The following is a 26,943-nucleotide window of genomic DNA, read 5'->3' on the forward strand; positions in this document are numbered from 1 at the left end:
AGAGCCGGCGAAGGCTCCCCGATGTTTCGGCGCGGCATGGAGTCGGCTGGTCCGACAGCAACCGTCGATGTCCGCCGTTCCTCAATCGACGCGCGACAAGCTGAACTGCTCACGCAGCCTGCACATCGACCATTTTAGGCTCCGCGGGCGACCGTCGCGCGAGGACGTTGGCGGCCGCCCGCTGCCACTGGTCGAGCGAGATCGCTTCCGCGATCGTGGGAAAGCCCAGGCACGGATCCCACGACACGACACGACACGACACCGGCAGCAGTCCGCCCATGCGGAGAGGACCGCCCTCACCTAGGAGGACGGTCCCCGACCTGCTGAGTAGAAGCGAGATGCCAGCCGGTATCAGGCGGCCTGGATGTTGCGCAGGAAGCTATCGACCTCCTGCTTGACGCTCAGTGACTGTGTGGCGAGTTCGGCTGCGGCTGTGAGCACCTGGGTCGCCGCACTGCCGGTTTCCCCCGAGGTGGCGAGCACCCGCGCAACGTTCGCCGAGACGTGCTCCGTGCCCCGGGCCGCTTGGTTCGCGTTGCGCGAGATTTCGCTGGTCGCAGCCGTCTGCTCCGTCACGGTCGCGGCAATCGTGCCGCTGATCTCGTTCATTGCAGCGATCGTCCGTCCGATCTGCCGGATCGCCTGCGCGGCCTGGGCGGTCGCCGTCTGGATCTGTCCGATCTGCCCCCCGATCTCGTCCGTCGCCCGGCTCGTCTGATTGGCCAGTTCCTTCACCTCCGCGGCGACCACCGCGAAGCCGCGGCCCGCATCGCCGGCCCGTGCCGCCTCGATCGTCGCATTGAGGGCCAGCAGGTTCGTCTGGCTGGCAATCTGCGAGATCGTGGTCACGGCTGCCCCGATCTGATCTGCTGCCGTGCTCAAGGCCGACATGGCCGCGCCACTCGCCTCGGCCTCGCTGGCGGCGTGGGTGGCGACCTCGTTGGAGCGCACCACCTGCCGCTGGATCTCCTGAAGAGAGGACACCATCTCCTCGGCGGCCGCGGCGACCGTCTGGACGTTGGCCGATGTCTGCTGCGCCGCCGCGCTCGATGCTGCGGCTTGGCCGTTTGTCGCGTCGGCGACCTTGGTCATGGAGCGGGCCGTCGCATCGAGTTCGGTCGCGGCCGAGGTGACGATCTCCAGCGAGCCGGCGACCTTCTGCTGGAAGCTGCGGACAAGGTGGTCGACGAGATCGGCCCGGCGCTGGCGCGCGGATTGCTCGATGACCTGGGCAGCCTCCAGTTCGACGCGCGCGATGGCGTTCTGCCGGAACACGTCGACGGCCTTTGCCATCTCGCCCATCTCGTCGACTGCGTCGCGCGAGGGCACGTCGACGGCATTGTCGCCAGATGCGAGGCGCTTCATCGCGGCCGTCATACCCGCAACGGGCTGGATGATGCTGCGAGCGATCAGGAAAGCGAGGATCGCGCCGAGGCCCAGTGCGAAGACCAGCATAGCCATCTGCACGGATCGCGCCGTGCTGACCTGGGAGGCGGTCTCGACCGCGATGCCGTTGACCGCAGTCTGGATCTTGGATCGGACGGTATCGCCGGCCTCCAAGATCGCGGCCGTCCGCGGCTTGATTCCGACGTCGAAGGCGTTCTGGCTTGCCTCCATGGCGGCATTGTTGGCGTGGAATGCCGCCGCGTAGGTGGCCAGGGCCTGCTCGAGGGTCTTGATCGGCTGCGCGAAACCTCCCGCTGGATCGAGCGCGCGCAGCGTCTTCAGAGCGCCTTCAGCCTTTCCGGTATTGGTCGCGAACGTCGCGGGGCCTTTGGGATCCAGAGTGGCCAGGAAGCGCCAGTTGGCGACACGAACCAGGAGTACGGCGCTCTCGGTGGCCGCGGCTTGGGCAACTTGAGCATCAGTGCCGCGAGCGCGCATCTCGGCAAGCAGCACATTCGTCGAGCGCGTGAGTTCGTCACCGCCCTTGAACAGCCTGTCCTTCGTCTCGGCAATCGTCGCCCCGGCGGCTCCGAGCCGTTGAATCTCGTTCTTGAGATCCTTGCTCGTATCCCGGAGCTTGATGTAGATCTGCCGCCGATCCTCCGAGATGGCTGCAGCGATGAGGCGCTCACCCATCGCTTCGATCGTCTGACGCGTCTCGCTCAATGCTGTCAGCTTATCTGGCTGAGGCGTGGCACGGTATTCCTCCGCCTGGGCATTCAGCTTCGTCGCCAGCCCATTGACGGTGAAAATATCCCGGGCGAGCGACTCCAAGTATCCACGCTTCTCATATAATTGAGATATATTTTGCGTTTCATAGTAGGAAAAGCCGCCGACACCGACAGCGATCACCATGAGGCTTCCAAAGCCGGCGTACAGGCGCGAACGGATACCGGTCTTCATGGCATGCCATCTGGAACAACACTGCGTTCTTAATGATGGCAACGACATTAATGTTGAACTAAAAATCTGGGCAGAAATCGCTCACTTCGCAGATTGCAACCTATGGCTGCAATCTGCGAAAATACACGACATCGCCCATGCATCCGCATCCCATGATCACTTGCGGACGGTACTCGCAGGACGAGTTGATGTTCGCGCAACGCCGCCCCTCGCACCGGCTTGTCGGCCGGCTCCATCCAATCGCTCTCGATACCGGCACGCGCGAGGACGCCATCTCGCTCGGCCCGCTCGAACGGGTGAAGGGCATAGGCTGGATCGACCTTGATCGCTTCGTCTTCTAGACGCCGCACGGCCGGCCAGCGCGAGTCAAAGAAGCTGCAGCCGCCCGCGCAGATCTCGGACAGTCCGCTCGCGCACCTGAGCCGCTGGCGGGCGAACAGCCAGACCTATGCCGTAGGATGGAACGGCAGGCCTGTCGGGACGGGCGTCGAGAAAGCCTTCGCGCAGGCCTGCGGGGACGCGAAGCTGGTCCACGTCACACCTCACGCCCTGCGGCACGCGGCGGCAACGTGGCTGGTCGCGAACGGAACGCCGTCGAGAAGACCTCGGACTTTCTCGGCATGACGTTCGAGACGCTGATCCGGGTCAACCGGTACCACACGCCGGGCTTCCAGCTGGCGGCGGCGGACAACATCACCCGCAAACCGCAGGCGGCCAAGCGGTCCACGGCTTAGCGCTTCCGCAAGAGCTTAAGTCACAAGTTTTTTGAAGATCTCGGGAATTTTGGTCGGAGTGGCAGGATTTGAACCTGCGACCCCCACGTCCCGAACGTGGTGCGCTACCAGACTGCGCTACACTCCGAAGGCCGGTCGGCGCCGGCGAGCGGGTGTATAGCCGCGGCCCCGCTCCGCCGCAAGCGGCCTCGCGCGAGAATCTTTCCGGTCAGGAGAGACGGCTCGGCCAGTCTGCCGGAAATCTGTGCCGAACGAGTGGGATACCCGCGGCCATCACGGCCGCGGTAGCGGCGTGGCCGGGCCCGGGATCGAGGTCGTGAAGCGTCCAGGCACCGGGCCCGCCGCCCATCCGCAGGAGCCGCGGCGCGGCAGGAGGGACCGTCACGCTGAAACGATCGAGCGGCAGGGCGAGGCCGGCGCCGAGCGCCTTGACCACCGCCTCCTTGCGCGTCCAGAGGCTGAAGAAGGCGGCCTCGCGGAATTCCTCGGGTAGGCGCGCCAGAGCGTCCGCCTCATCGGACGCGAAATGCCCGCGGGCGATGCGGAGCGCGTCCGGCAGCGGGCGGATCACCTCGACATCGACGCCGATGTAGCCGCGCGTCGAGAGACCCACCAGGGCGCGCCGGCCGGAATGGGAGAGGTTGAAGGCGAGCACCCCCCGCTCGGGCCCCGCCAGCTCCGGCTTGCCGGCAGGCCCGGCGGAGAACGTCAGGGCGCGCGGATCCATGCCGAGGGCCCGGCCGAGGATCAGCCGCAGGGCTGCGTGGCTGGCGCGGTAGCGGTCGCGATCTTCGGAGCGCAGGAAGCGGCCGGCCCGGACGCGCTCGTCCTCCGAGAGCACTGCGTCGCAGGCCGCGAGCGCCGACGGCGATAGGGCGAGATCGATGATCCAGACGCAGGCCCCCACCACCGGTCCGAACTCCGCCGCCGTATCACCGGTCATGCGCGGGTCCCCCTCGGGTCGGCCGTCATAAACTGTGGTCTTCCCGGGCGCGGGGTGGGGAATGGCGTGGACGCCGCCGCGGCCGGTCGCCTTCGGCCGCCGCCTTGCGGTAGAAGCGCCTGGCCCTCAGCCATGTCAGCCGCGATCATGCCGAACTCCGCCGCGAACGCCACCGCGAAAACCGCAGAGGACGATCTGCCCGGCACCGAGGCCGCCGCGCGCACCGAGCACGCGGGGCTCTCGGAGCGGATCGCCGAGGCCGACCGCCTCTATTACCAGGAGGACGCGCCCGAGATCACGGACGCCGAGTACGACCGCCTGCGCCGCCGGCTGGAGCGCATCGAGGGACGCTTCCCGGAACTGGCCGGCACGGGCGTGGCGAGCGCCTCGGTCGGCGCGAAGCCCTCGGAGAAGTTCGCCAAGGTCCGGCACGCGGTGCCGATGCTCTCCCTCGGCAACGCCTTCGCGGACACGGAGGTGGAGGAGTTCGTCGCGCGGGTGCGGCGCTTCCTGAACTGGCCGGATTCCGAGCCGCTGGCCTTCACGGCCGAGCCGAAGATCGACGGGCTCTCCCTGTCGCTGCGCTACGAGGACGGGGTGCTCGTCACCGCGGCGACGCGCGGCGACGGCGAGGTCGGCGAGAACGTGACCGCCAACGCCCGCACCGTGCGGGACATCCCGGAGCGGCTGACGGGGGCGGGCGTCCCGGCGGTCTGCGAGGTGCGGGGCGAGGTCTATCTCAGCCACGCGGATTTCGCCGGCATCAACGCGCGCCAGGAGGCGCAGGGCAAGCCGCTCTTCGCCAACCCGCGCAACGCCGCCGCCGGATCGCTGCGCCAACTCGACCCGGCCATCACGGCCTCGCGCCCCTTGCGCTTCTTCGCCTATGCCTGGGGCGCGGTGGAGCCCGCCTTCGAGGGGACGCAGTCGCGGGTGATGGAGCGCTTCCGGGCCTGGGGCCTGCCGGTGAACCCCCTCACCCTGCGCTGCACCGACACGGACGCGATGCTCGCCCATTACCGGCGGATCGAGGCCGACCGGGCCGATCTCGGCTACGACATCGACGGCGTGGTCTACAAGGTCGACGACCTCGCCCTGCAGCGCCGGCTCGGCTTCGTCTCGCGCTCGCCGCGCTGGGCGCTCGCCCACAAGTTCGCCGCCCAGGAAGCGTTCACGGTGGTCGAGGACATCGTGATCAATGTGGGCCGCACCGGATCGCTCAACCCGCTGGCCAAGCTCCGGCCGGTCACGGTCGGCGGCGTGGTCGTGTCGAACGCGACGCTCCACAACGAGGGCTACGTGAAGGGCGTGGGCGGCGACGGGGAGCCGATCCGCGAGGGCCGCGACATCCGTGTCGGCGACACCGTGATCGTGCTGCGGGCGGGCGACGTCATCCCGAAGGTGATGGACGTGGTGCTCGACAAGCGGCCCGCGGATTCACGGCCCTACGCCTTCCCCGAGACCTGCCCGGCCTGCGGCAGCAAGGCAGTGCGCGCCTTCAACCCGCGCACCAAGAAGCCGGATTCGGTGCGCCGCTGCACCGGCGGCCTGATCTGCCCGGCGCAAGGCTTGGAGCGGCTGAAGCACTTCGTCTCGCGCAACGCCTTCGACATCGAGGGCTTCGGCGAGACCTATATCGAGACGCTCTACGAGGACGGGCTGATCCGCCAGCCCGCCGACATCTTCCGGCTCGACTTCGACGCGGTGCGGGACGCGCTCGCCGCGCGCCGCCGGGCGCTCGCCGACGCTCGCGCCCGGCAGAAGGAGGAGGCGGCGCGCGCGGCCGGCGAGACAATCCGCCAACCGAAGAAGGCGGCGCGCAAGGAGGAGCGGGCGCTCGCCATCGAGAACCTGTTCGCGGCGATCAAGGCCCGGCGCAGCGTCGCCCTGCCTCGCTTCATCTTCGGGCTCGGCATCCCGAACGTGGGCGAGGTGACCGCGAAGGAACTCGCCAAGGTATTCCCGGACATGCCGGCCCTGATCGCGGCCGTGGACGCGGCCGGCGCCTGCCGCCCGGGAGTCGCGTGGCTCGAACTCGACGCGGTGGAGCGGATCGGCCCGGTGGTGCGCGACGCGCTCCTCGACCGCGTCGCGGAGCGGTCGGCGCAGGGCCTTCCGCCCGACATCCTCGCGGCGGGTGCCGTGAAGGGGCTGGGCGCCGCCGCGCGCGAGAAGCTGGTCGCCGCCTTCGGAGAGGGCGAAGCCCTCGACGCGGCCCTGCTGCGCGCGGCCGGCGAGCGGCCCTGCGACGCCTATCTGCGCTTCGCCGAAGGGGCGAGCGATGTCGGCGACGTGGTGAAGGACGCGCTCATCGATTTCTTCGCGGAGGCGCACAACCGCGACGCCGTCCGGGCGCTCCTCGACGCGGTCAGCACCGAGCGGCCGGAGGCGGCGGCACCGGCCGGCGCCAGCGACCTTGCCGGCAAGATCGTGGTTTTCACCGGCAGCTTGGAGCGGATGACCCGCAACGAGGCCAAGGCGACCGCCGAGCGGCTCGGCGCGAAGGTCGCCTCCTCCGTCTCCGGCAACACCGACCTCGTGGTGGCGGGACCGGGCGCTGGCTCAAAGCTGAAGGAGGCGGAGAAGCACGGCGTCACGGTGCTGACCGAGGCGCAGTGGCTGGAGCGCGTCGGTCAGGCCTGACCGGCGCGCGATCACGAAGCCAGGAGGATCCATGACCGATGTGCCGGACGGCCGCTCCCAGAAGCAGCGGATGCTCGCGGGCGATCTCTACATCGCCGACGATCCCGAGCTCGCGGCCGACAACCGGCGCATCTCGGCCTGGATGGACCGATACAACGCCACCCAGACCCTGAGCCAGCCCGAGCGGCAGGCGCTTCTGGAGGAGATGTTCGCGAGCGTCGGCCCAGGCTGCAACATCCGGCCGCCCTTCCACTGCGACTACGGCTACAACATCAGCCTCGGCCGGGGCGTGTTCATGAATCACGGTTGCTGCATCTTGGACGTGGTCCGGGTCAGCATCGGCGACATGACGCAGATCGGACCCGGGGTGCAGATCCTGACCGCCGACCACCCGCGCGACTCGGCCCAGCGGCGGCAGATGCTGGAATTCGGCCGCCCCGTCACGATCGGGGCGAATGTCTGGATCGGCGGCGGCGCCATCCTGCTGCCCGGCATCACGATCGGGGACGACGCGATCATCGGGGCGGGCAGCGTGGTGACGCGCGACGTGCCGGCGGGCGGCGTCGCGGTCGGCAATCCCGCACGGCTGCGCGGATAGGACCTCGCTCCGGCAGGCTGAGGGCCCTCGGGCAGAAAGCGGGGCGCTTGCCCGGTGCGGTGAGGGGCTTCGGCCGGCCGGATCGGGGGACGGCCGACCGAAGCATCGCCGGGTCGTCGCAACCGGCTGATCAAGACATGGGCACTGGGCTCCGCGCGGCGAGGGCGCGGCGCCGCATTCGGCCGGCTGTCGCGACCGGGCCACAGGTGCATCCGCACCGGTTCAGCGCAGGTGGAAGGCGACCCAGGCGACGGCGACGAGGGTCGCCGCCAGAATCAGGGCCCGGGCAAGCCTCGTCCAGCGGGCCGCCGTGCCGCGACCGGTCCCGGCTTCCCCGGCCGGGGCACCGGAAGCGTCGCGTCGGGAACGGGAGACGGGGGGCGGCTCGGCCATCGCGGGCAGAACGGGTGCGGGTGCCGCGCGTTCCCGCGCCCGCTCCGCGCTCAGCGCCGCCCGAGCATGCGCTTGGCCGCGGCGCGGGCGCGGTGCTCGGCCCGCGCGAGCCGGATTCGCCCGGCCAGCGACGGGCCCCGCGCGCCCGTTGGAAGGGCCAGAATCTCGATCACGCTCTCCCGCTCCGGGTAGAGGTCCTCCAGTGCCGATCCGGGCAGGGCCGCGGAATCGAGCCGGTCGGCGAAGCGGGTCTCATGGAAGGCCCGGACGATCTCCGCCTCCAGCACGAGGCCGGGCGCCTGGGCGCGGCGACCCTCGTCGTAGGCGGTCTTCAGCAGGGTGGCGGTGCGGCCGTCCGTGAGCGCAAGGCTGATCGCGACCGGCACGCCGTCGAGGGTCAGGCTGTCGGCCCGGGCGCGGACCGGGCCGTCCGCGTCGGCGAACAAGGCGCGGGCGAGCCGCGCCGTCTCGGGGCGGCAGGCCATGGCGGTGCCGGCCGCACCCTTCCAGCCACGCCGCTCCAGATCCAGGAACGCCTCGACCGCGGCGGCGAGTTCGGACCCGGCGGTCGCCGTCTCGAGCCTCAGCAGACCGTCGCCCGCGAGGCGGCGGGCCCGGCGGCGCAGGTCCTTCAGCCGGCCGCTTCGCGGATGCGCGGCGAGGAAGTCGGCGTGGCTCTCGCGCCGGTCGAGCACCGGGCGCGCGAATTCCGCCACCGCCCCGTGCGACCAGCCAGCCCGATCCAGGGCGGCGCGGAGCGGATCCGCACAGGCTTGCGGCAGCAGCGGCCAGCGCCAGGCCCGGCCCGGCGCGGCGGCGGCGAGCCCCCGCACCAGGGCGTCGAGGGCGTCCGGCGCGTCCGCGGCAACGAGCGGACCTGTGGCCGTGACGAAGGCCGAGCGGAACGGAACGGCGACAGATCGGCCGAGTCCGGTGATGTCGCGACGCGACCGGATGGGCAGGAGCGCGTCGAGCCGGCGGCCCCGGTGGACCGTGAGGACGGAGAGGTCGGCGGCTGCCAGCCCCGCGGCGCGATGCGCCGCGAGCACGTGCCGGCTATAGTGCGGATGGGGCGCGCGGGCCCGCGCGAAGAGGTCGTCCCAGGCGGCCGCGTCGAGGCCGGCCAGCGGAACGAGCGCGACATCGCTCCTCGTGCTCCCCGCGCCCATCAGCGCGCGGCGTCCGCCCGCACCGCCCGGACGCCCGACCAGACCGGGGTCGCGAGCCCGTGCATGGCGCGGGCGGCCCAGGCCAGGGCGGCTGCCCGCAGGACGGTTGCGGCCGCCATGGATGCCGCCGCGCCCAGGAGGCCGAACGCCGGGATCAGGCAGAGGCCGAACAGTACCGCCAGGAGCAGCGCGGCGAGCGTGATCGCGGCGCAGAGCCGCTCGCCGCCCAGCATGGTCAGCAGATCCTCGCCCGGCCCGAACACGCTGGCGGCGACGCCACCCAACACCAGAACGGCGAGGACGGGCACGCCCGCGGCGAAGCCGTCGCCGAACAGGGCCAGCAGGGGCGGGCCGGCGGCGAGCACCGCGAGCCCGGCCGCGAGCGTGGCCGCGGCGGTCGCCCGCCCCTGAAGCCGGACGAGGCGTGCGAGCCCGTCTCGGTCGTGCCGGGCATGGGCGGCGCTGAAGCGCTGGGCGGTCGCCGCGGTGGCGGCGAAGGGCACGAAGGCCATGAATTGCTGCACCCGGGTCGCCGCGAAATAGAGGCCGACCGCGGCGGGCGGCATCAGCAGCCCGAGCAGCAGCACGTCGACGAAGCCGAAGGCGGTGGTGGCGAGATCGACGAGCGCGATGGGCAGGCAGGTGCGCAGCCAGTGCCGCGCGCGGAAGCGGCGCGGCCCCGCCGGCAGCACCCGCCGCAGCCGGGCCGACAGGACGAGGGCCTGGAGGGCGGTCGAGAGCGCCGCCGCCAGCAGCATGCAGGCCATCGCGACCTCGGCCCGGGGCGGGGCCCCGGCCAGCATGGCGGTGGTCAGGGCCGACACCATCACGAGCTGGCGCAGCAGGTAGGTCGGCAGGATCGCCAGCACGACCCAGTTCTGGCTGCGGGCAACGCCTTCGAGGTAGTCCTGGAAGGTCAGGAGCGGCAGCAGGCAGGCCGCCAGCAGGAAGGGGGTGCGGTACGAGTCAGTGAGCAGCCCGGGCGCCAACCCCAGGGCCCCGAGGCCGAGCAGCGCGACGCCGACGGAGGTCGCCAGAGCGATCAGGGCGCCGGCCAGCAGGTAGCCGCGGGCGTGGTCGATGTCGCCCCGCGCCTGATCGACGGGCAGGAAGCGGCAGGCGCCCTGAGAGAGGCCGAGCGTCAGGGTGTGACCGAGCATGGCCGCCCAGACCCAGAGGCTGGCATAGATGCCGTAGCCCTCCCAGCCCATCAGCCGGGCGGCGATCACCTGGGCACCGTAGGCGAGGCCCGCGGCGGAGACGCGGATCGCGAAAACGCTCAGCGCGGCTCCGGCCGCGCCCGTGCTCAGGCGTAGCCAGGTCGCGCCAGCAACAGCCGAGACGGCCATGCCCGCTCCACACCAAGTCCCCCCCACCACTATGGGGGCGGGGCGGTTCGCGGGCCGTTAACGGGCGGCGGGCTGGCCCGCCTGCTGTGTCGGCGCCTCGCGGGTGCCCCCGTCCTGCTGGAGCAGCGAGAGGCTGATGGCCCGGGTGACGTGCTCGGCCATGCAGCGCAGGCCGAGATCGTTCAGGCGGAACTGGCGCCCGAGCATGTGGCCCTCGCCCTTGTCGGCGCGGCCCGCGAGGTAGCGCATCGCCTCGTAGCGCTGCACCAGCGGCACCTGCTCGCGGGCGGCGATCTCGCGCACGGTGCGTACCACGTCGTTGTAGTAGACGTCGTCGGCGAGGCTCGCGGTGTATTGCGGATCGACCAGCACCACGTCGATGTCGTGCGACTTGATCCAGCGCACGGTGTCGTCGAGGGCGTCCGCGAAGGCGGAGAGCTCGACGCGGGAGAGCGCGTCGTGGGTGCCGACCTGCCAGACGACGAGATCGGGCTCGAGTTCCGCCACCATGCTGCGCAGGCGCTCGGCCGCCCCGGAGGCGATCTCGCCCTGCAGCCCGCGCGCCTCGACCTCGACGTCGACGTCCGGCAGCGAGCGCTCCAGCGCCGTCTCCAGCTTGACCGGGTAGGTGGCCGAGGCCCCGAGCCCCGCCGAGATACCGCCGATGGAGAGCACCCGCACCGGCCGCTTCTCCTTCAGGGCCGCCTTCACGGCCCGGAGCTTTGCCAGGGTGTAGAGCTGCGAGCCCGGCACGCGGCATTCCGGCGAGAGACTGGCATCGCCCGGCTCCGCGGTGGTCGGAGGCGAGACGACGGTCGGCACCGGCCGGGGGGCTATCGGCTGCGCGGGCGACTGCGCGGGTTCCTCGGCCCGGGCGAGACTTGCCCCGAGGAGCAGCGCGCCCAGGAGGAGGATCGGCCTCAGACCCGGGGGCGCGGTTTGCGGGAGCGCCATTCGACGAACCATGCGGTGTAGCCCATCGCGAGCAGGCCGAGGCAGAGGATGACGAGGTCGACCAGCAGGCCGCCGCCCGTCCAGAAACGCAGGAGCTGCCCGCCCAGGCTCAGGAGCGACCCCATCGAGAACACGGCCAGGGAATTCCGGCCGAGGCGCGCCAGGTAGCCGGCGACCGGCCCGATCCGGGGCGCGACGAGCCCGTAGACCGCGCGGAACGCCAGCAACACGCCGAGGAAGTGTATCAGCCGCGCGGGCGTCAGGTAAGTTTTGTCGAAGGTGAACAGCAGCCGCGGTTCCGGCACGCGTAACGGATCGGGCCGAATCTCCAGCACCGCGGAGGCGATACCGAGAAGGACGAGCGCGATGCCGACCGGCATCAGCCTGCGCGACCAGCGCGCGAGCGTATCCGATTCGCGGCTCCAGTCCTGAAGCACGAAGCCGAGGACGAGGAGGAACTGCCAGCACAGGGGGTCGAAGAACCAGTCGCCCTCGCCCGGCCAGGAGGGCAGGTTCCACTCCTCGATCAGGCTGAGGAGATAGAGGCCGCCGGAGAAGACGAGCGCCGCGGCCCGGCTCTCCCGGGCGATCAGGATGAAGACCGGCGCGATGCCGAGCAGCACGACGTAGAGCGGCAGGATGTTGAAGAAGCCGAGCTGATGCGTGAGCAGCGCGACGCCGACGACGGTCTGGATCGGGTCGGCGAAGAAGGTGCCGGCATTGTGCCATTCGAGGATCAGCGGGTTGTCGAGCACCAGCGCGGTGCCCGCGATGATCGCGAGCGCCAGCAGCATCACGGTGAGCTGCGCGCGGTAGACCTCGATCGTGCGCGACAGGAGGCGCACGACGGTGCGCCCGCGCGGCTCGGGATGGCCGTCGCGGCCGCGGGTGGCGATGCCGATCGACCAGCCGGCCAGGAACACGAACAACTCCGCCGCGTCCGAGATGCCGTACTGCGAGTAGGTGTAGCGCTCGAACGTATTGCCCGGCACGTGGTTGATGAAGATCGTGACCAGGGCGAGGCCGCGCCAGAAGTCGATCGCGTTCGGGTCCCGCATCGCGGTGGCGGCTCCGGAGGGTGTCTGATGGCACGGGCGCGGACGGCGCGTCCTGATACGGTGATGGGGCGGTTCTGCAAAGGCCGTGCAGCTGCGGGAGGCGCGGGAACCCGCGTCGCAGGACGCCGGCCGCGAACGATGCGGCGAACCGGGGCCGCTCTGCCGCGTTGGGGGCGCGAAAGGAGGATCTTCCCGATGATCCACTCATGCTTCTCACTGACGCGCGCGATCCTGACTGTCCCGGCCGTGCTCTCGGCCGCCCTCGCGATCGCCGCGCCGACCGGCGCTCAGGCTCAGGCGCAGACCGGCACCGGGGGCGGCCCGACCTCGACCGTGACCGCCCCGAACGCCTCGTCGGTGGGGCGGGTGATGCCGCGGCCCGGAGCGGGCGGCGCCGAGGCCGACTCGCGAATGGATCGCCTCGAGCGGACGCCGCAGATGAAGGCCGACGACAAGATCCAGAAGGGCATCTGCATCGGCTGCGGTGCCAAGTAGGGCCCCTCATCGGGGCTTCGCAAGCAGGCGCCGATGGGCGGCCTCCGGCTCAGTAGCGGCATGATCGACCGCACGACCCGCCAAGCCCGCCGGAAGCCCCGGGCACCGCGCACCCTTCTCGCCGCAGCGCTGGCCGCGCCGCCCGCGCTCGCGGACGGGATCCGCCTGCACCTGCCCCTCGCCTGCGAGCCCCGACGGACGTGCTTCGTGCAGCACTACGTCGATCGCGACCCGGGGCCGGGTGCGCGCGACTACGCCTGCGGCAGCCGCACCTACGACAAGCACGACGGCACGGATTTCCGCGTGCGGACCGGCGCGGAGGCGCGGGGGGAGGCGGGGCGCGTCCTCGCGGTGGCGCCTGGGCGTGTCCTGCGGGTCCGCTCCGACATGGCGGACGGGCGCGTGCGCGGGGCGGACGCCGCCGAGATCAAGGGCGTGGAATGCGGCAACGGGCTGGTCGTCGCCCACGCGGACGGCTGGGAGAGCCAGTATTGCCACATGGCGCGGGACAGCCTCGTGGTTCGCCCCGGTGACCCGGTCGCCGCCGGCCAGACTCTCGGCCAGGTGGGCCTCTCGGGCATGACCGAGTTCCCCCATCTCCACCTTACGCTGCGGCAAAACGGGCAGGTCGTCGATCCCTTCGCGCCGGAGGGGGCACCCGATACCTGCGATCCGGCGGCGCCGGGGCGCGGCGGCACGCTGTGGGAGCCGAAGACTGCTGCTGCCCTCGGTTATCAGTCGGGCAGCGTCCTCAATGCCGGCTTCGCCGACGCGGCGGTGAGTATGGAGGACGTCGAGGCCGCGACGCTGCGCATGCCCGGAGCGGATTCGGGCGCGCTCGTCGCCTACGTGCGTGCGATCGGGCTGGAGACCGGCGACGTGCAGAGCCTCGTCCTCACCGATCCGGGCGGCGCGGTCGTGGCCCAGAGCGTCCAGCCCGCCCTGGAGCGTCCGCGGGCGCAGTCGCTGCTCTTCGTCGGGCGGAAGCGTCCTGTGGAGGGATGGGCCGCCGGCACCTTCACGGCCCGCTTCTGGGTGGAGCGGGGTGGCCGCGTCGCCCTGGAAAAGACGTTCGGGCTCGCGCCGCGCGACCGCTGAGCCCGCTGCGGGTTCGGCTCTGTGTTTGACTTCGGGGTTTGACTTCGGGCCGGGAACGGGGGCTACCTGAACCCGGTCCCGAATGAGCCCGGCCTTGGACGACACCCCCGAAATCCGCGAGCAGCTGTCTCGCGCGTGGCGCTCGACCCTCGACGCGGCCGTCGCCAACGGCGCGCCGCCACAAGCGGTCGTCGAGACAATGGTCACGGTGGCGCACGAGTGCTTCGCCGAGGCCTTCGGCGCGACGGCGGCGGCGAGCTATCTCCAACTCCTGGCCGAGCAGTTGCGGGCGGGCGAGCGCTGCGAGACCGACGCGCTGGTCCGCGGCCAGCCGGAGGAGCGCCCGTCGCGCAGCTTCATGCCCGCCGACGCCGAGGCGCTGATCGACCCGGACTGGCCGACGCGGAACGACCTGTTCGGCTAAGACAAAGCGGACCGCCGCCGAGATCTCAGGAGGCGCGTCCCAGCGCACGACGCGTATTCGGTGCGTTCGCGCCGCTCCGCCCCGCCAACGTCAAGTCCTTTCCCGACAGGGATCGCGGCCATCCCGCGCACGGATTTTGGAGGTCGCGGCGCTCAGGTCCCGCGGCGCGGCCGATTCGCAGTGGAGCGGACGCGCCGCGGGGATCACGCTTTATCGTATGTGTATTTCCGCCCGGGCGATCTCCGGAACTTCCGAGCGCTTACAGAAGGCCCGGAGCGGGAATCCTGAATTTCCCGCTCGAGTAGCATCTATAGGTGCTTGCAATCCAGATAACCTGGGTTAGGGTACGCCTACGTTACGCTGCGATGCGGAGCGGACAGTCAAAGTGGGGGACTTCATCAGGGGCCGGGCGCCTGAGCGAGCGCACGGTCTCATCGACGACGCGCGCCAATTCGGAGGCGGATGGATGCCTGGCACGATCAATTTCCAGTACGGAACCGGACGTGGCACGACCCGCGCCCCGCTGGCGGCGCGGCAGCTTTCCGGAACTCCGGCCCTTGTGCCGACGATCGCGACGCTGCTCCTCGGATCGGCCGGGCTGTCCCGGGACGGTCTCGTGCGGATCCTCGACGCGCACGCCTACGCGGTCCTCGACGGTTTCGAGACGCTCGCGGAAATCGATCCGACCTGCGACCCGGCTCTCGTGCTGCTCAGCGATTTCGGGGCCGCACAGGTGGCCGACGGCACGATCGGCCTGCTGCGCGCGATGTTCCCGCAGGCCCGCATCGTCGTCCTCACCGACATGCGCGATCCCGCGACCTTCCGCGCCGCGCTCGAGGCGGGCGCACAGGCTTGTCTCGACCGGGTCACGGGGCCGGAGGCCCTGATCAAGTCGCTCAACGTCGTGATGCGCGGCAATATCGTGATGCCGATGCACGCGGTGCCGCATCTCGGCGGCGACGGTGCACAGGCCGTCCGCCTCTCGGTCCAGAACGCGGGCGCCGAGATGCCGCCCGGCGCCCGCGCGCTCTCGAACCGGGAGATCGAGATCCTGACCTGCCTCGCGGACGGCCAGTCGAACAAGCTGATCGCCCGCCGCTTCGCCATCGCGGAGGCGACCGTGAAGATCCACGTCAAGGGGATCCTGCGGAAGATCAGCGTGCAGAATCGAACCCAGGCCGCCGTCTGGGTCCTGAAGCACGGCCTCCCGCGGCTGCCGGGACGATCGATCGCGCAGTAGGCGCAGCGGTCTCGGTACGAGGAAGGCGGCGAGCGATCGCCGCCTTCTCGCGTTGCAGGGTCTTCGATTGATCCGGATCGCCGTCACTCTCCCGCGCGGACGGGGCGATGGCCTTCGCATACGGCGATCACGACGTGCCTCGGATCGCGCCTGCCGAGGAGGGGGCCGGCGCCGCGTGCGGCATCCGGGTTGGCCGACGGACGATCTCGCCTCCCGGCCCTATGCAAGCGCCCTCGCCCCGTGGGGCGGGGCGAGGAATGGGCAGGCCTCCGCGGCGATCGTTCAAAGCCGCGGTCACGGGGCCGGCGGGATCATACTCGGATCATCGCCGGTCCTGCGCCCGCCCCTGCAAGCTGGGCCGCCCGCGGCCTCGTCCCGGCACCCCACGCCTGCCCGGTGGCATGCCCGTGGCCGGCGGGCTTGTCATCCCTCGCTTCGGAACTGCCCAGGCCGGCCTACGGGATCGCCGCGCTTCCGCCCCGCCTCGCGCAGCACGTCGTCAGGCCGGACGATGTTCCCCGATGGAAGGTGCGTCCCGGCACGTCGCATCGTCCCTGCGCCGTCTATATACAGATCACGCAAGTCGATGCGGATAAAAAATCGCCGACCGGTAATACTGAAGGAGATAAAATAGTTATGAATACTCGCATTGCCGCCACTGTTGCCGCTCTCATGCTCGGGGTTGCTGCCCCGGCCTCGTCTGCCTTGGCCTCAGGTTACGAGGCGTCGCGCGGCCATTACACCGGCTTCTTGCCCTACGAGCCGGACGTGACGGGCTCGATCGGCTTCCATGGCAGCCGCAACCCGGCCGACTGCCGGATGAGCTCGGCCGCTGAGGGGAACGCCAACCAGCAGAACTTCCCAGTGAAGCAGTACGGTCAGACCGCGGGCGGCAACCGTTGCTGAAGGGACTCCGGATGCTGACGTTGATGAAGGCGTTCTCCTACGGCATGATCGGTGTGTTCGTGGTCGGTCTCGGTCTCACGCTCTGGGGCTCTCTCGACGTGCTCGCCGGCCTGTAGGACAAAGTCCCGGATAGATCTCCGCAAGCAGAAACCGTGGGAAAGACCATAAGGACCGCCCAATGGGCGGTCCTTTCGGCTGTCGAGCGCCGTTCAAGATCCCGGGCCGCGGGCATTGCGGATCTCATCAACGCTTCGTTACCTGTTCCGGCTTACAGAACCGGAAAGCCCCAATGCCGGGGCGGCTTGGAACAGCGACTTGGCATGCGCCTCCTGCGGAGCGCCGAACCTCCCCAAGACTGGCTGATTCGGCGCGACCAGCTCGACGCCGTCCGCCGCAGCGTGCTCGGCGCGATCCCCATCAACGTGCTTCTCGGCCTCGCCGGCACGCTCGTGGCGGCCCATGCGGGCGAGATGCGCGCGGGACTGATCTGGTTCGCGGTCTCGACGGGCGTCAACCTGCTGCGCGTCGGCCTCTGCCAGGCGCCGTGCCCTGGTCTCGCGCTGACGCCTGCGACATCACCGGAGCAGGCGCCCGCCGCGGCGCGCTCGATCGACCGGCACCTGCGCCTCTGCTGGCTCGCGGCGCTCCTGTCGGGCACGGTCTGGGCCTTCCTGCCGCTGCTCTGCGCGGGCTACACCTCCGACCAGACGCTGTTCTATCTCACCATCACCTGTGGGATCACCGCGGGGGCGGTCACCTACGGCACGGCCTTCGCACAGGTCCCGGTCTGCTTCATCGCCCCGCCGCTCCTCTCGGCCGCGGCTTGCCTGCTCGTCGCCGGCGGCTTCGACCGCAACTGCCTTGCCGCCACCGTGCTGCTCTACTTGGCGGCGCTCACGCGCAGCGCCTTCTCCTCAGAGGCAAGCTTTCGCGAGACGAGCCGCCTGAAGCACGAGGCCACGGCTCTGGCCGAAGCGCACGAGGTGGCCCACGCGAGCGCCAGCGCGCTAGCCGAGGCGATGCGGGTGCGTGCGACCCACGACGCGCTGACCGGCCTCCTGAACCGTGCCGGCTTCGCGCAGCAGGCCGAAGGTCGGCTCGCGGGCCAGTCCTGTCTGATGCTGCTGGATCTCGACGGCTTCAAGTCCGTCAACGACATCTACGGCCACACCACGGGAGACCGCCTGCTCGCCGAGGTCGCCCGGCGCGTTGCCGCCTGCCTTCCGCCGGGATCCTCCGCCGCCCGCCTCGGCGGCGACGAGTTCGCCCTCCTGTACGACCCCGAAACCTCGGGCTGCCCGCCGGAGGCGCTCGCCGAGAGCCTGATCGGGCGCGTCGCCGAGCCCTTCGAGGGCTTCGACATCGGGCGCCTCGGCATGAGCATCGGCATCTGCCAGATCCCGGCCGACAGCCTGACCCATCTGCTGACCTGCGCCGATCAGGCGCTCTACGCCGCGAAAGCCGCGGGCCGGAACCGATTTCGCGTCTTCGACGAGGGCCTCCTGCGGCGCCTGGAGATGCGGCGCGCCTGCGAGCGCGACCTCTCCCGCGCGCTGGCGGAGGGCGGCCTCGCGGTGTGGTTCCAGCCGATCTTCGGCCAGGCGGGGCGGCGGGTCGCGAGCCTGGAGGCGCTCCTGCGCTGGCATCACCCGGTGCACGGCTGGATTCCGCCGGGCGAGCTGGTTGCGGCTGCCTCGGCGGCCGGCCTCACCGAGTCGCTCCTGCGCTTCATTCTGGAGCGGGTCTGCGCGATGATGCAGAGCCTGCGCGAGAGCGGCCGCGGCGATGTGCGCGTCGCCATGAACGTCTCGCCCCGCGAGATGGCCCAGATCGCCGTGGACGAGATCGTCCTCGGCCGGCTGCGCGCCCTCGGTTTGCCGCTCACGATGCTGGAGATCGAGATCACCGAGGAAACGGCGCTCGACATCGAGGCCACGCAGAGCAAGCTCGTCGCCCTCTCCCAGGCCGGCATCCGCCTCGCGCTCGACGATTTCGGGGTCGGCTACTCGGCCCTCGCCTCGCTGCGCACCCTGAGGGCCGACCGGATCAAGATCGACCGCAGCCTCGTCACCGGCCTCGCCGCCGCCGACGACAAGCGGGGGCTTGTCCAGGCGGTTCTCGGCCTCGGACGCGCCCTCGGCCTCGACGTGGTCGCCGAGGGCGTGGAGACCGCCGAGGACCTCGACACGCTGGAAGCTCTGGGCTGCGTCTTCATGCAGGGCTACCACCTCGGTCGGCCCGCCCCGGCGGAGGCGACCCTCCGGATGTTGATCGACCAGCGGGTCGACGCTGCCTGACTCCACTCAAGCGCGGCTCGCTGATCGCGGGGCCGGGCGCAAGTGCTGGCCGCCGGGCACCGTCCCGGGATCCGCTGACCTGTTGAGCCGGCGCAACAGGCGCGTGCCGACAGGTGCCGCCGGCTTCCGGTTCCGTTGACGGGACGGACCGTCGTGCCGATAGCTTAGCCCAAGGGGGCCGGTGCCGATGGTGGAAAGCCATGCCCGGTCAGGCCTCGCCTCACGTTCTCTCGTCGATCCCGCTCGCGCCGGATCCCGCCCATCGTCTGGGCATCGGCCGCAGCGCCGAGGTCTTCGCGGACGCTCCGGGCCGCGTCCTCAAGCTCTTCGTCGAGGGATCCGATCCGGAGGCGATCGCGGCGGAGTTCCGCGCCGCGCGCCTCGCTCACGGGCAGGGTCTGCCCGCTCCGCGCGCCCACGCGGTCGTCGCGCACGGGGCGCGCACCGGCATCCTGTTCGATCGCGTCGAGGGGCGCAGCCTGCTGCGGCATTGCGGCATGCGGCCGGACCGGGTCATGCTGGGCTTCCGCTCCCTCGCTCTCCTGCAGCGGCGCATCCATGCCCGCTCGGGCGCGGGGCTACCCGACCAGCGCGCGGTCCTGCGCGAGGGTATCGTGCGCGCCCGAATCTCGGAGGGCGCGCGGACGGCCGCGCTCGCCCGGCTCGAGCGCCTGCCGGGGGGCGAGGCCCTCTGCCACGGGGACCTGCATCCCGAGAACGTCCTGGTGACGCCCGGCGGCTGGCGCGTGGTGGACTGGCAGAAGGCGGTGGCGGGACACCCGGCCGCGGATGCGGCGCGCACCGCGATGCTCATCCGATTCGGCCGCGTGGTCGATGGTCCGCGCGCGGCCGCCACCGCGGCGCCGCTGCGCGCCCTCGTGGCCTTCTGGTACACGCTCTGCTACCGCCGCGGCCCGGGTCCGCGGGTCGGGCTCGCCGACATTCGGGCCTGGACGCTGCCGGTCGCCGCCGCGCGGCTCGCGGGCCGCATCGCCGAGAACGAGGATGCCCTGCGCGCGGAGGTGGAGCGGCTCGCCGCCGAGGCGGCCTGAGGGACGGGCCGTGCACCGGCTTCGACGGACGGGCATCGGGTCGTCATATCGGGTAGTCATCATGTCGCTCCGGCGCCGTCTGCCCGGGGGCTTCCAGCCCGCGCCGCGGGGCGCTACGCGCTTGTCCGACCGGCGCCCAGCCGACCACTTGCCCCATGACACGTCCTCAGGAGACCTCGCGATGAACCGCATCCCGCCGGCCGCCCGCCTCTCCCGCCTCGGCGCGCTGGGCCTCGCTGGGCTGGTGCTCCTCGGCTCGGCCGGCCTCGCGGCGGCGCACGACTACGCGGCCGGCAGCCTCAAGATCGGTCATCCCTGGTCCCGGGCGACGCCGGGCGGTGCCAAGGTCGCGGGCGGCTACGTCACCGTGACCAACACGGGCACCGAGCCGGACCGGCTCGTCGGCGGCTCGCTCAGCGAGGCCGGCCGGACCGAGCTGCACAGCATGTCGATGCAGGGCGACGTGATGAAGATGGCCCCGATCGAGGGCGGCGTCGCGATCGCGCCCGGCGAGACGATCAAGCTGGCGCCCGGCGGCAACCACATGATGTTCCTGGACCTGAAGACCCAGCTGAAGCAGGGCGCGCGGATCAAGGGCACCCTGATCTTCGAGAAGGCCGGCACCGTGCCGGTCGAGTTCGCGGTGGAGAGCATCGCCGCCAAGGCGCCGGCCGAGGGCGGGGCCGACGATCATTCCGGGCACAAACATGCCCACTGAGGGGGCCGCCCGGGCCTCGCGCCGCAGCGTCCTCCTGACCTTCGGCCTGCTCGGCCTCGGCCTCGCGGGGATCGTCGGCACCACGGTGGCGCTGCTGCCGGGCGGTCCGAGCGCGCCGGCCATGTCGGTGATCGGCGGCCCGTTCCGCCTGCAATCGACCAAGGGCGGCGTGCTCGATTCGGCGACGCTCGCCGGCAAGCCCTACCTCGTCGGCTTCGGCTTCACGCACTGCCCGAATGTCTGTCCGACGGTGCTGGCCGACCTCACCAACCTGATCGAGGCCCTTCACAAGGAGGGCCGCGACATCGGCGTCTACTACGTCACGGTGGACCCCGAGCGCGACACGGTCGCGGTGATGCGCGAGTACATGGCCTCGTTCAGCGACCGGATCACCGGCCTGACCGGCACGCCCGAAGAGATCGGCCAAGTCGAGCGGGCCTTCCGCGCTGAGGTGCGCCGGGTGCCGCTGAAGGCCGGGGACTACACCTTCGAGCACACCGCGATGCTCTACCTGATGGATGCGGCCGGCCGCTTCGTCGGCCCGCTCGACCTCGCGGCTGGCCAGGACCTCGCCCTGAAGCAGATCCGGGCCGTGCTCTGATCCTGTCGGTCCCGAGGGCGGACCAATGAAGCGCCTCGACAGGCGGAGCCGTTCGCCTAGAGTGCCGCCCGCCTGCCCCTGGAGACTCGACGCCTTGCTCCGCACCGCTCTGGCCGCTGCCCTCTCGGCGGGTGCGCTCTGCGCCTCCGGGGCCGGGGCGCAACCCGCCCTCCCCTCCGTCGCCGAGGCGGTGCGCCTGGTGCGCGAGCACCGGACCAACGGCTACGTCACGGTCGCGCAGACCCTGGCCTACGCGGCGCGCGAGCGGCCCGACAGCTTCCGGCTCGCCGAGATCCGGGCCGAGCACCGGCCCGGCGAGGGCTTTGCCCGTGTTCGGGTCTGCTACTGGCTGCGCCCGCCCGGGACACCCGTCCTGCCCAGCTGCGGGATCGGCTTCGTGGTCACCACGAACCCGCCCCATGTCGAGCCGGAGGAGCGCTTCGCCGGGCTCGGCCGCGACCTTCAGGACGGACGGCAGGCCTTCCTGCGCGGCCTCGACCGTGAAGTCGCGCTACGAACTGACCCAGGCACGCGGACGCTGCGCGCCGTGCTCGACCCCTACGACCTCTACGACGACCGCTGAGGGACGGCCCGGGGTCGGACGATCTGCCGCCTTCTCGTCGGGCGCGCCCGTGCCGATCTCTTGTCCGGAGATTGGAGACTCCTGGTGACGGGCGGGCGGCGCGGATCGCGGGCACCGCTCGGCGGCGCTAGGGTGCTCCGGCCCCGGCGGCGCGAGCGAGCGTGCGGCGTATGAACCAGCGGGTAAGACCGCAGAGCGTAGAGCGCGGCGCGCCCGTCGAGGTGCTGGCCGGCACGATCGAGCGCGTCACCTTCCACAGCCCCGAGAGCGGCTTCTGCGTGCTCAAAGTGCAGGCCAGGGGCCGGCGCGACCTCGTGCCGGTCGTCGGCCACGCCCCCGCGATCGCGGCCGGTGAGTGGATCACCGCCACCGGGGCGTGGGTCTCCGACCGCCAGCACGGGCTGCAGTTCCGGGCCGACACCCTGAAGGTCACCCCGCCGACCGGGCCGGAGGGCATCGAGCGCTACCTCGGCTCGGGCCAGATGCGCGGCATCGGGCCGGCCATGGCGAAGCGCATCGTCGCGGCCTTCGGCGAACGCACCTTCGAGATCATCGAGGCCGAGCCGCACCGGCTCACCGAGATCGGCGGGATCGGGCGCACCCGCGCCGCCCGCATCGTCGCGGGCTGGGCCGAGCAGCGGGCGGTGCGCGAGATCATGCTGTTCCTGCACGCCCACGGCGTCGGCACGGCCCGCGCGGTGCGCATCTTCAAGACCTACGGTCACGAGGCGATCGCGGTGATGAGCGAGGACCCGTACCGGCTCGCCCGGGACGTGCGCGGCATCGGCTTCCGCACCGCCGACGCCATCGCGATGAGGCTGGGTCTCCGGCCCGACGCGCCGCAACGCCTGCGCGCGGGCGTCGCCTTCGCGCTTCAGACCGCGATGGACGAGGGGCATTGCGCGCTGCCGCTGGAGCACCTCTCGGGCCTCGCCGAGAAGCTCCTGGAGGTCGAGGCGCCGCTGGTGCGCGCGGCGATTTTCGAAGCGCTCGCCCGCGCCGAGGACGTCGTCGCCGACACGGCGGCGGGCGAGCCCTGTGTCTTCCTCAAGGGCCTGCACGCGGCCGAGCGCGGCATCGCCGAGCGGCTCCTGCGCCGGGCCGCGGGCGCCCCGCCCTGGCCGGCGATCGATCTCGACCGGGCGCTCGCCTGGGTCGAGGAGCGGACGGGCAAGACCCTCTCGCCCTCGCAAGGGGAGGCCGTGCGCCTGCTGCTTGCCTCGAAGATCGCCGTGATGACCGGCGGCCCCGGCGTCGGCAAGACCAGCACCCTCGATTCGGTGCTGCGCATCCTCACGGCCAAGGGCGTGCGGGTGCTGCTCGCCGCGCCGACCGGCCGGGCGGCCAAGCGCATGAGCGAGCAGACGGGGCTGGAGGCGCGCACGATCCACCGCCTGCTGGAGTTCGACCCGCGCCACGGCGGCTTCACTCGGACCGAGCAGAACCCCCTGCCCTGCGACCTCCTCGTCCTCGACGAGTGCTCGATGATCGACGTGCCGCTGATGCACGCGCTCCTGAAGGCCGTGCCGGAGCAGGCCGGCCTCCTCCTCGTCGGCGACGTCGACCAGCTTCCCTCGGTCGGGCCCGGTCAGGTGCTCGCCGACGTGATCGCCTCGGGCGCCGTGCCGGTGGCGCGGCTGACCGAGGTGTTCCGGCAGGCGGCCGAGAGCCGGATCGTGCTCAACGCCCACCGGATCAATGCCGGGCGGATACCGGAGCGCCCGCGACCGGGCGAGCGGGCCGACTTCTACATCGTCGAGGTTGAGGATCCGGAAGCGGGCGTGGAGCGCCTGATCGAGGTGGTGACCCGGCGCATCCCGGCGGCCTTCGGGCTCGACCCGAACCGCGACGTGCAGGTGCTGACGCCGATGCAGCGCGGCGCGATGGGTGCGCGCAGCCTCAACGTCGCCCTCCAGCGCGTCCTGAATCCGGATCCGCCGGCCCAGGTCGAGCGCTTCGGCTGGCGCTTCGCCTCCGGCGACCGGGTGATGGAGACGCAGAACGACTACGACCGCGAGGTCTTCAACGGCGATCTCGGCCGGATCCTGCGCCTCGACGAGGACGAGGGCGCCGTGGTGGTCGATTTCGAGGGTCGGGAGGTCAGCTACCCGTTCGGTGAGCTGGACACGCTGGTGCCGGCCTTCGCGACCACGATCCACAAGAGCCAGGGCTCCGAGTACCCGGCTGTGGTTATCCCCTTGGTGACGCAGCACTACACGATGCTGGCGCGCAACCTGCTTTATACCGGGGTGACACGCGGGCGGCGGCTCGTGGTGCTGGTCGGCCAGCGCCGGGCGATCGCCATGGCGGTGCGCGGCGGGCATCGCCGCCGCTACACGAAGCTCGCCGAGTGGCTCGGCGCTCCCGCAGTTCAGGATCTGCGACGTACGGCGTAGCGGTAGGCGCGGCCATCCGCGTCGGTCAGCTCGCCATTCGGGCTGTCGGCCCAGATGACCTGATCCTCCGCCTCGGGGCGGTCGGTGAGGATCGCCCCCCGGCTGATCTCCAGCTCGATCCCGTGGCCGTAGGCCGTGCAGGTCGTCTCGCGGATGGCGCCCGCGATGTCGGCCTCGTCGGGCAGGCACACGAACAGGACGTCGTCGGCGATGGCAAGCGTGTAGGTTCGCATCAGCGAAGCTCCATCTGCTGCTGGGGGCGCCCGGAGCGGAGGGCGCGCGCGCGGGGAAGCGGCCGCGGGCAGGACACCATGCGGCCCGCGCGGCGCCCGTCAGGTAAGCCCTCGACGCCCATGCGGAAGCGCGCGGACGAGGGGGCTGCCCTGCACGAACAGCAGTCGGGCCATGCGCGCCAGAGCACATCGCGGATCTGCGGCCCGGAACCGTGTCGTCGGCGCGCTTGCGGCCCGGCACGCGGCAAGCCTAAGGTCCGGCCAAGGGGGTCTGGCAGCGGGAACGCGTGTGCTGGACGATAGCTTCACCTACGGCGGCCTGATCCTCGGACTGACCGCGCTCGCGCTGTGGATCCGGCTCGCGCTGCGGGCGCTCCCGAGCGTCGAGACCATGATTGCGCGCTATCAGGACGAGAGGATCGTCACCGAGTCCCCCTCGCATGGCGGGATGGGCCGGCTCGCCGCCTGTGCCACCGCGATGGCCGTGACCTTCTCCGCCATCGGCTACGCGCTTCCCGGCTGACGCGCGGCTCGCTCGCGGTTCCGCGTGCATCGGTCCGCGTTCCGGTTTAGAACATTTGATGAACATGGGCCGCGACAGGGGATCGCCGTGGACGCTGTGCAGCGGGTCGGGAGCTACCTTCAGGTGCAGGACGAGGAGGGCTGCCGACACCTCCTGCGCGTCACCGCCGTCCAGGCGCTCTCCGACACCGATCCGTTGCGCAACGAGACCTTCATCACGGCTGCCGGCCGCACGATCCGGGTGCCGCAATCGCTCGACGCGATCGTCGGCCTGATCGCCCCGGGCGAGCGGCTGGCACCCGAGGCGGAGACGGCCGAGGCGCCCTGGCCCTTCTGAGCGGGCGTCCGATCGCCGCGTGGTCGGGGGCCGATGACGGGTTCGCGCGTTGGCCTCCCGTAGACCCGGAGATCCGATGCCCCTGTCCCTCGCCCGCGCCGTATTGGTTGCCGCACTGCTCCCGACGCCCGCTCGCGCCCAGGCCGACCGCACCGGAACCGGCGGCGGTCCGCTCTCCACGGAGCGCGCCGGCAACGTGACGGCGTCCGGCCAGACCAAGCCGCCGGGCCGCGCCGCGAGCCCGACCGCGCGGAGCGATACGGAGCGCGCACCGGACGGGCAGACGCGCGGTGGGATCAGCACCGGCATCTGCATCGGCTGCAACGCGAAGTGAGCGGGCTTCGCCGAAGTGGATGCCGATCCGGCGAACGAGAGCGCGTCGAGACAATGGCCTGGAGCCGTGCGGCCTCGCCTCAGGCCGCCCAGATCTCCTCGTCGCTCGGCACCGGTCGGCTGATGACGTTGCCGATGCGGGAGACGTTCATCAGGTGCTTGTAGTCGAGGTTTTCCGAGATCGAGTTGCCGCCCCAGGAGCCGCAGCCCAGCGTCGTGGTCGGCGCGAAGCCGTTCGTCAGCGAGCCGCCCGCGGTCAGCGCCGAGGACTGGTTGACCACCAGCCGGCTCACCGGCAACGCCACGCCCATCGCGCGGATATGCGCCTCGTCCGCCGAGTGCAGGGCCGCCGAGTGCCCGGCGCCCTCGACCAGGAGGTTGGCCTTGGCGAGTTCCACCGCCTCCTCGAAGCTTCCGTAGGGCAGGATCGCGACCACGGGGCAGAGCTTCTCCTTGGCCAGCACGTCGTCGTTGCCCGCCCCGTCCGCCGGGACGAGGATGATCCGCGCGCCCTCGGGCACGGCAAGGCCGGCCCGCGCGCCGATCTCCTGGGCCGAGCGCCCGACCACGTCCTTGTTGAGATGGCCGTGGTCGAACACCACGGCGCGCACCCGGTCGACCTCGGCCGGGTCGTCGGTGAAGAAGACCCGCCCGGTGTCGCGGAAGGCCGCGACCGTGTCGGCGTAGCGCTCCTCGGGGGTCAGCACGAACTGCTCGTGCGAGCAGATGATGCCGTTGTCGAACGAGGCGCCCGCCACGATCTTCTCCGCCGCCTCCCGCAGGTCGACGCCGCGGTCGATCACCACCGGCACGTTGCCGGCCCCGACCCCATAGGAGGGCTTGCCCGAGGAGTAGGCCGACTTGACCATGGCGCCGCCGCCGGTGGCCACCACCACGTCCACCGCCTGCATCAGGGTCTGGGTGGTCTGGACCGAGCCGCGCCGCACCGCCTGGACGAGATGCTCGGGTCCGCCGTGCTCGCGCACGATCCGCTGGTACTCCCTGGTCAGGTGCCAGGTGGAATCGTCGGCCTTCGGGTGTGGCGCGAAGATAATGGCGTTGCCGGCCTTCAGGGCGAACATCGCGTTGCACATCGGCGTGACGATCGGGTTCGTCACCGGGCAGACCGCCCCGACCACGCCCATGGGTTTGGCCACCAGGATGAGCCCCTCCTCCGCGTCCTCGCCGATGATGCCGCGGGAGCGCTTGCCCTTGAGGTTGTTCCAGATGACACGGGACTTGCCCTTGGCCTTGGCGACCTTGTCCTCGTAGACGCCGAGGCCGGTCTCCCTGTGGGCCATGCCGGCCAGCGCCTCGGCGTTGTCGTAGACGTACTTGGCGAAGTCGCGCACGATCGCGTCGACCTTCTCCTGGGAGAAGGTCTCGAACACGGCCTGTGCGGCCCGCGCCCGCGAGACGAGGCGCTGCACCTGCTCCGGCGAGGTCGTGGTGGTCTCCGCCACCTCGCCGCCGATCGCGGCGTCCAGCGTCGGGCTTGCCATGGATCTCCTCCGTCTG

At 71.3% G+C, this 26,943-nt stretch carries 28 protein-coding genes and 1 tRNA gene; 19 read left to right on the plus strand and 10 right to left on the minus strand.

Annotated features, from left to right (window positions below):
- Window positions 1–109 precede the first annotated feature (109 nt).
- Window positions 110–280, minus strand: coding sequence for a hypothetical protein (locus DK427_RS26535; protein ID WP_162559879.1), 171 nt, complete (start codon window positions 278–280; stop codon window positions 110–112).
- A gap of 71 nt (window positions 281–351) precedes the next feature.
- The gene (locus DK427_RS22880; protein WP_109953390.1) at window positions 352–2,349 is read right to left on the minus strand and encodes a HAMP domain-containing methyl-accepting chemotaxis protein; all 1,998 of its coding nucleotides are present in this window, start codon (window positions 2,347–2,349) and stop codon (window positions 352–354) included.
- 188 nt (window positions 2,350–2,537) lie between these two features.
- Between DK427_RS22880 and DK427_RS22885 the strand changes: the two genes are divergently transcribed.
- From DK427_RS22885 to DK427_RS26540, 3 genes are read left to right on the plus strand one after another with little or no spacing between them, the layout of a single operon-like run.
- Complete coding sequence (locus DK427_RS22885; RefSeq protein ID WP_162559880.1) at window positions 2,538–2,690, plus strand: hypothetical protein; 153 nt, start codon at window positions 2,538–2,540, stop codon at window positions 2,688–2,690.
- Window positions 2,671–2,973, plus strand: coding sequence for a tyrosine-type recombinase/integrase (locus DK427_RS27600; RefSeq protein ID WP_109953392.1), 303 nt, complete (start codon window positions 2,671–2,673; stop codon window positions 2,971–2,973). Before DK427_RS22885 ends, DK427_RS27600 begins: the two co-directional genes overlap by 20 nt.
- A complete protein-coding gene (locus tag DK427_RS26540; protein ID WP_162559629.1) occupies window positions 2,919–3,083 on the plus strand; it encodes a hypothetical protein in 165 nt (54 codons plus the stop codon). The genes DK427_RS27600 and DK427_RS26540 overlap by 55 nt, the downstream gene beginning before the upstream one ends.
- Window positions 3,084–3,133: 50 nt before the next feature.
- Here DK427_RS26540 and DK427_RS22895 read toward each other — a convergent pair.
- Window positions 3,134–3,210 (minus strand) — tRNA-Pro (locus tag DK427_RS22895).
- A gap of 81 nt (window positions 3,211–3,291) precedes the next feature.
- The gene (locus DK427_RS22900) at window positions 3,292–4,026 is read right to left on the minus strand and encodes a 4'-phosphopantetheinyl transferase family protein (protein WP_109953393.1); all 735 of its coding nucleotides are present in this window, start codon (window positions 4,024–4,026) and stop codon (window positions 3,292–3,294) included.
- A gap of 147 nt (window positions 4,027–4,173) precedes the next feature.
- On the opposite strand from DK427_RS22900, the gene ligA reads away from it, so the two are divergent.
- Together ligA and DK427_RS22910 are read left to right on the plus strand one after the other, a co-directional pair.
- Window positions 4,174–6,669, plus strand: coding sequence for an NAD-dependent DNA ligase LigA (gene ligA, locus DK427_RS22905; protein WP_109954331.1), 2,496 nt, complete (start codon window positions 4,174–4,176; stop codon window positions 6,667–6,669).
- A gap of 31 nt (window positions 6,670–6,700) precedes the next feature.
- Window positions 6,701–7,267 (plus strand): sugar O-acetyltransferase, encoded by a 567-nt coding sequence (locus DK427_RS22910; RefSeq protein WP_109953394.1) that lies wholly within the window; start codon window positions 6,701–6,703, stop codon window positions 7,265–7,267.
- A gap of 443 nt (window positions 7,268–7,710) precedes the next feature.
- Here DK427_RS22910 and DK427_RS22915 read toward each other — a convergent pair whose 3' ends face one another.
- The 4 genes from DK427_RS22915 to DK427_RS22930 are packed head-to-tail and all read right to left on the minus strand — an operon-like array spanning window position 7,711 to window position 12,190.
- Window positions 7,711–8,829 (minus strand): GNAT family N-acetyltransferase, encoded by a 1,119-nt coding sequence (locus tag DK427_RS22915; RefSeq protein WP_109953395.1) that lies wholly within the window; start codon window positions 8,827–8,829, stop codon window positions 7,711–7,713.
- Window positions 8,829–10,178, minus strand: coding sequence for a lipopolysaccharide biosynthesis protein (locus DK427_RS22920; protein WP_109953396.1), 1,350 nt, complete (start codon window positions 10,176–10,178; stop codon window positions 8,829–8,831). The genes DK427_RS22915 and DK427_RS22920 overlap by 1 nt, the downstream gene beginning before the upstream one ends.
- Before the next feature lie 57 nt (window positions 10,179–10,235).
- Window positions 10,236–11,132, minus strand: coding sequence for an SGNH/GDSL hydrolase family protein (locus tag DK427_RS22925; RefSeq protein WP_109953397.1), 897 nt, complete (start codon window positions 11,130–11,132; stop codon window positions 10,236–10,238).
- Window positions 11,099–12,190, minus strand: coding sequence for an OpgC family protein (locus DK427_RS22930; RefSeq protein WP_109953398.1), 1,092 nt, complete (start codon window positions 12,188–12,190; stop codon window positions 11,099–11,101). Before DK427_RS22930 ends, DK427_RS22925 begins: the two co-directional genes overlap by 34 nt.
- 195 nt (window positions 12,191–12,385) lie before the next feature.
- On the opposite strand from DK427_RS22930, the gene DK427_RS22935 reads away from it, so the two are divergent.
- The 11 genes from DK427_RS22935 (at window position 12,386) to recD2 (ending at window position 24,000) form a co-directional block, all read left to right on the plus strand.
- Window positions 12,386–12,685, plus strand: coding sequence for a hypothetical protein (locus DK427_RS22935; protein WP_109953399.1), 300 nt, complete (start codon window positions 12,386–12,388; stop codon window positions 12,683–12,685).
- 60 nt (window positions 12,686–12,745) lie between these two features.
- Window positions 12,746–13,783: a M23 family metallopeptidase gene (locus DK427_RS22940; protein ID WP_109953400.1), complete on the plus strand. Its 1,038-nt coding sequence runs from the start codon at window positions 12,746–12,748 to the stop codon at window positions 13,781–13,783.
- A 94-nt stretch (window positions 13,784–13,877) separates the two neighbouring features.
- Window positions 13,878–14,207, plus strand: a complete 330-nt coding sequence (locus tag DK427_RS22945) for a hypothetical protein (RefSeq protein ID WP_162559881.1) — start codon at window positions 13,878–13,880, stop codon at window positions 14,205–14,207.
- Window positions 14,208–14,673: 466 nt separating this feature from the next.
- Window positions 14,674–15,447: a LuxR C-terminal-related transcriptional regulator gene (locus DK427_RS26810; RefSeq protein WP_204165217.1), complete on the plus strand. Its 774-nt coding sequence runs from the start codon at window positions 14,674–14,676 to the stop codon at window positions 15,445–15,447.
- Window positions 15,448–16,083: 636 nt separating this feature from the next.
- Window positions 16,084–16,353 (plus strand): hypothetical protein, encoded by a 270-nt coding sequence (locus tag DK427_RS22955; protein ID WP_109953402.1) that lies wholly within the window; start codon window positions 16,084–16,086, stop codon window positions 16,351–16,353.
- A 320-nt stretch (window positions 16,354–16,673) separates the two neighbouring features.
- Complete coding sequence (locus tag DK427_RS22960) at window positions 16,674–18,650, plus strand: putative bifunctional diguanylate cyclase/phosphodiesterase (RefSeq protein ID WP_109953403.1); 1,977 nt, start codon at window positions 16,674–16,676, stop codon at window positions 18,648–18,650.
- Window positions 18,651–18,850: 200 nt separating this feature from the next.
- Window positions 18,851–19,702 carry a phosphotransferase family protein gene (locus DK427_RS22965; RefSeq protein ID WP_109953404.1) on the plus strand — a complete coding sequence of 284 codons (852 nt, stop codon included), beginning with the start codon at window positions 18,851–18,853 and terminating at the stop codon, window positions 19,700–19,702.
- Between the two features lie 181 nt (window positions 19,703–19,883).
- Window positions 19,884–20,420 carry a copper chaperone PCu(A)C gene (locus DK427_RS22970; RefSeq protein ID WP_109953405.1) on the plus strand — a complete coding sequence of 179 codons (537 nt, stop codon included), beginning with the start codon at window positions 19,884–19,886 and terminating at the stop codon, window positions 20,418–20,420.
- Window positions 20,410–21,021 carry an SCO family protein gene (locus DK427_RS22975; protein ID WP_109953406.1) on the plus strand — a complete coding sequence of 204 codons (612 nt, stop codon included), beginning with the start codon at window positions 20,410–20,412 and terminating at the stop codon, window positions 21,019–21,021. Before DK427_RS22970 ends, DK427_RS22975 begins: the two co-directional genes overlap by 11 nt.
- A 94-nt stretch (window positions 21,022–21,115) precedes the next feature.
- Window positions 21,116–21,604, plus strand: coding sequence for a hypothetical protein (locus DK427_RS22980; RefSeq protein ID WP_245930679.1), 489 nt, complete (start codon window positions 21,116–21,118; stop codon window positions 21,602–21,604).
- Window positions 21,605–21,774: 170 nt separating this feature from the next.
- Entirely contained in the window at window positions 21,775–24,000 is a 2,226-nt protein-coding gene (gene recD2 / locus DK427_RS22985) for an SF1B family DNA helicase RecD2 (protein ID WP_109953407.1), read from the plus strand.
- On the opposite strand, the gene DK427_RS22990 is transcribed toward recD2, so the two are convergent.
- Window positions 23,976–24,233 carry a hypothetical protein gene (locus DK427_RS22990; protein ID WP_109953408.1) on the minus strand — a complete coding sequence of 86 codons (258 nt, stop codon included), beginning with the start codon at window positions 24,231–24,233 and terminating at the stop codon, window positions 23,976–23,978. The genes recD2 and DK427_RS22990 overlap by 25 nt on opposite strands.
- 289 nt (window positions 24,234–24,522) lie before the next feature.
- Between DK427_RS22990 and DK427_RS22995 the strand changes: the two genes are divergently transcribed.
- The 3 genes from DK427_RS22995 to DK427_RS23005 all read left to right on the plus strand — a co-directional run bounded on the left by DK427_RS22995 (window position 24,523) and on the right by DK427_RS23005 (window position 25,426).
- The gene (locus DK427_RS22995; protein ID WP_109953409.1) at window positions 24,523–24,756 is read left to right on the plus strand and encodes a hypothetical protein; all 234 of its coding nucleotides are present in this window, start codon (window positions 24,523–24,525) and stop codon (window positions 24,754–24,756) included.
- Window positions 24,757–24,843: 87 nt separating this feature from the next.
- On the plus strand, window positions 24,844–25,092 hold the full coding sequence (locus DK427_RS23000) for a hypothetical protein (protein ID WP_109953410.1): 249 nt from the start codon (window positions 24,844–24,846) through the stop codon (window positions 25,090–25,092).
- Between the two features lie 76 nt (window positions 25,093–25,168).
- Window positions 25,169–25,426 carry a hypothetical protein gene (locus tag DK427_RS23005; RefSeq protein ID WP_109953411.1) on the plus strand — a complete coding sequence of 86 codons (258 nt, stop codon included), beginning with the start codon at window positions 25,169–25,171 and terminating at the stop codon, window positions 25,424–25,426.
- Window positions 25,427–25,505: 79 nt separating this feature from the next.
- Here the strand turns inward: DK427_RS23005 and DK427_RS23010 are convergent, their stop codons facing one another.
- A complete protein-coding gene (locus tag DK427_RS23010) occupies window positions 25,506–26,927 on the minus strand; it encodes an aldehyde dehydrogenase family protein (RefSeq protein WP_109953412.1) in 1,422 nt (473 codons plus the stop codon).
- Window positions 26,928–26,943 lie beyond the last annotated feature (16 nt).

The sequence above is a fragment of the Methylobacterium radiodurans genome (assembly GCF_003173735.1).
Taxonomy (GTDB): domain Bacteria; phylum Pseudomonadota; class Alphaproteobacteria; order Rhizobiales; family Beijerinckiaceae; genus Methylobacterium; species Methylobacterium radiodurans.

Bases quoted from the DNA above. Each gene is read 5' to 3' on its own strand.
- DK427_RS26535 (WP_162559879.1), bottom strand. From the start codon at position 280: ATGGGCGGACTGCTGCCGGTGTCGTGTCGTGTCGTGTCGTGGGATCCG.
- DK427_RS22880 (WP_109953390.1), bottom strand. From the start codon at position 2,349: ATGAAGACCGGTATCCGTTCGCGCCTGTACGCCGGCTTTGGAAGCCTC.
- DK427_RS22885 (WP_162559880.1), top strand. From the start codon at position 2,538: ATGTTCGCGCAACGCCGCCCCTCGCACCGGCTTGTCGGCCGGCTCCAT.
- DK427_RS22900 (WP_109953393.1), bottom strand. From the start codon at position 4,026: ATGACCGGTGATACGGCGGCGGAGTTCGGACCGGTGGTGGGGGCCTGC.
- ligA (WP_109954331.1), top strand. From the start codon at position 4,174: ATGCCGAACTCCGCCGCGAACGCCACCGCGAAAACCGCAGAGGACGAT.
- DK427_RS22910 (WP_109953394.1), top strand. From the start codon at position 6,701: ATGACCGATGTGCCGGACGGCCGCTCCCAGAAGCAGCGGATGCTCGCG.
- DK427_RS22915 (WP_109953395.1), bottom strand. From the start codon at position 8,829: ATGGGCGCGGGGAGCACGAGGAGCGATGTCGCGCTCGTTCCGCTGGCC.
- DK427_RS22920 (WP_109953396.1), bottom strand. From the start codon at position 10,178: ATGGCCGTCTCGGCTGTTGCTGGCGCGACCTGGCTACGCCTGAGCACG.
- DK427_RS22925 (WP_109953397.1), bottom strand. From the start codon at position 11,132: ATGGCGCTCCCGCAAACCGCGCCCCCGGGTCTGAGGCCGATCCTCCTC.
- DK427_RS22930 (WP_109953398.1), bottom strand. From the start codon at position 12,190: ATGCGGGACCCGAACGCGATCGACTTCTGGCGCGGCCTCGCCCTGGTC.
- DK427_RS22935 (WP_109953399.1), top strand. From the start codon at position 12,386: ATGATCCACTCATGCTTCTCACTGACGCGCGCGATCCTGACTGTCCCG.
- DK427_RS22940 (WP_109953400.1), top strand. From the start codon at position 12,746: ATGATCGACCGCACGACCCGCCAAGCCCGCCGGAAGCCCCGGGCACCG.
- DK427_RS26810 (WP_204165217.1), top strand. From the start codon at position 14,674: ATGCCTGGCACGATCAATTTCCAGTACGGAACCGGACGTGGCACGACC.
- DK427_RS22955 (WP_109953402.1), top strand. From the start codon at position 16,084: ATGAATACTCGCATTGCCGCCACTGTTGCCGCTCTCATGCTCGGGGTT.
- DK427_RS22960 (WP_109953403.1), top strand. From the start codon at position 16,674: ATGCGCCTCCTGCGGAGCGCCGAACCTCCCCAAGACTGGCTGATTCGG.
- DK427_RS22965 (WP_109953404.1), top strand. From the start codon at position 18,851: ATGCCCGGTCAGGCCTCGCCTCACGTTCTCTCGTCGATCCCGCTCGCG.
- DK427_RS22970 (WP_109953405.1), top strand. From the start codon at position 19,884: ATGAACCGCATCCCGCCGGCCGCCCGCCTCTCCCGCCTCGGCGCGCTG.
- DK427_RS22975 (WP_109953406.1), top strand. From the start codon at position 20,410: ATGCCCACTGAGGGGGCCGCCCGGGCCTCGCGCCGCAGCGTCCTCCTG.
- recD2 (WP_109953407.1), top strand. From the start codon at position 21,775: ATGAACCAGCGGGTAAGACCGCAGAGCGTAGAGCGCGGCGCGCCCGTC.
- DK427_RS22990 (WP_109953408.1), bottom strand. From the start codon at position 24,233: ATGCGAACCTACACGCTTGCCATCGCCGACGACGTCCTGTTCGTGTGC.
- DK427_RS23005 (WP_109953411.1), top strand. From the start codon at position 25,169: ATGCCCCTGTCCCTCGCCCGCGCCGTATTGGTTGCCGCACTGCTCCCG.
- DK427_RS23010 (WP_109953412.1), bottom strand. From the start codon at position 26,927: ATGGCAAGCCCGACGCTGGACGCCGCGATCGGCGGCGAGGTGGCGGAG.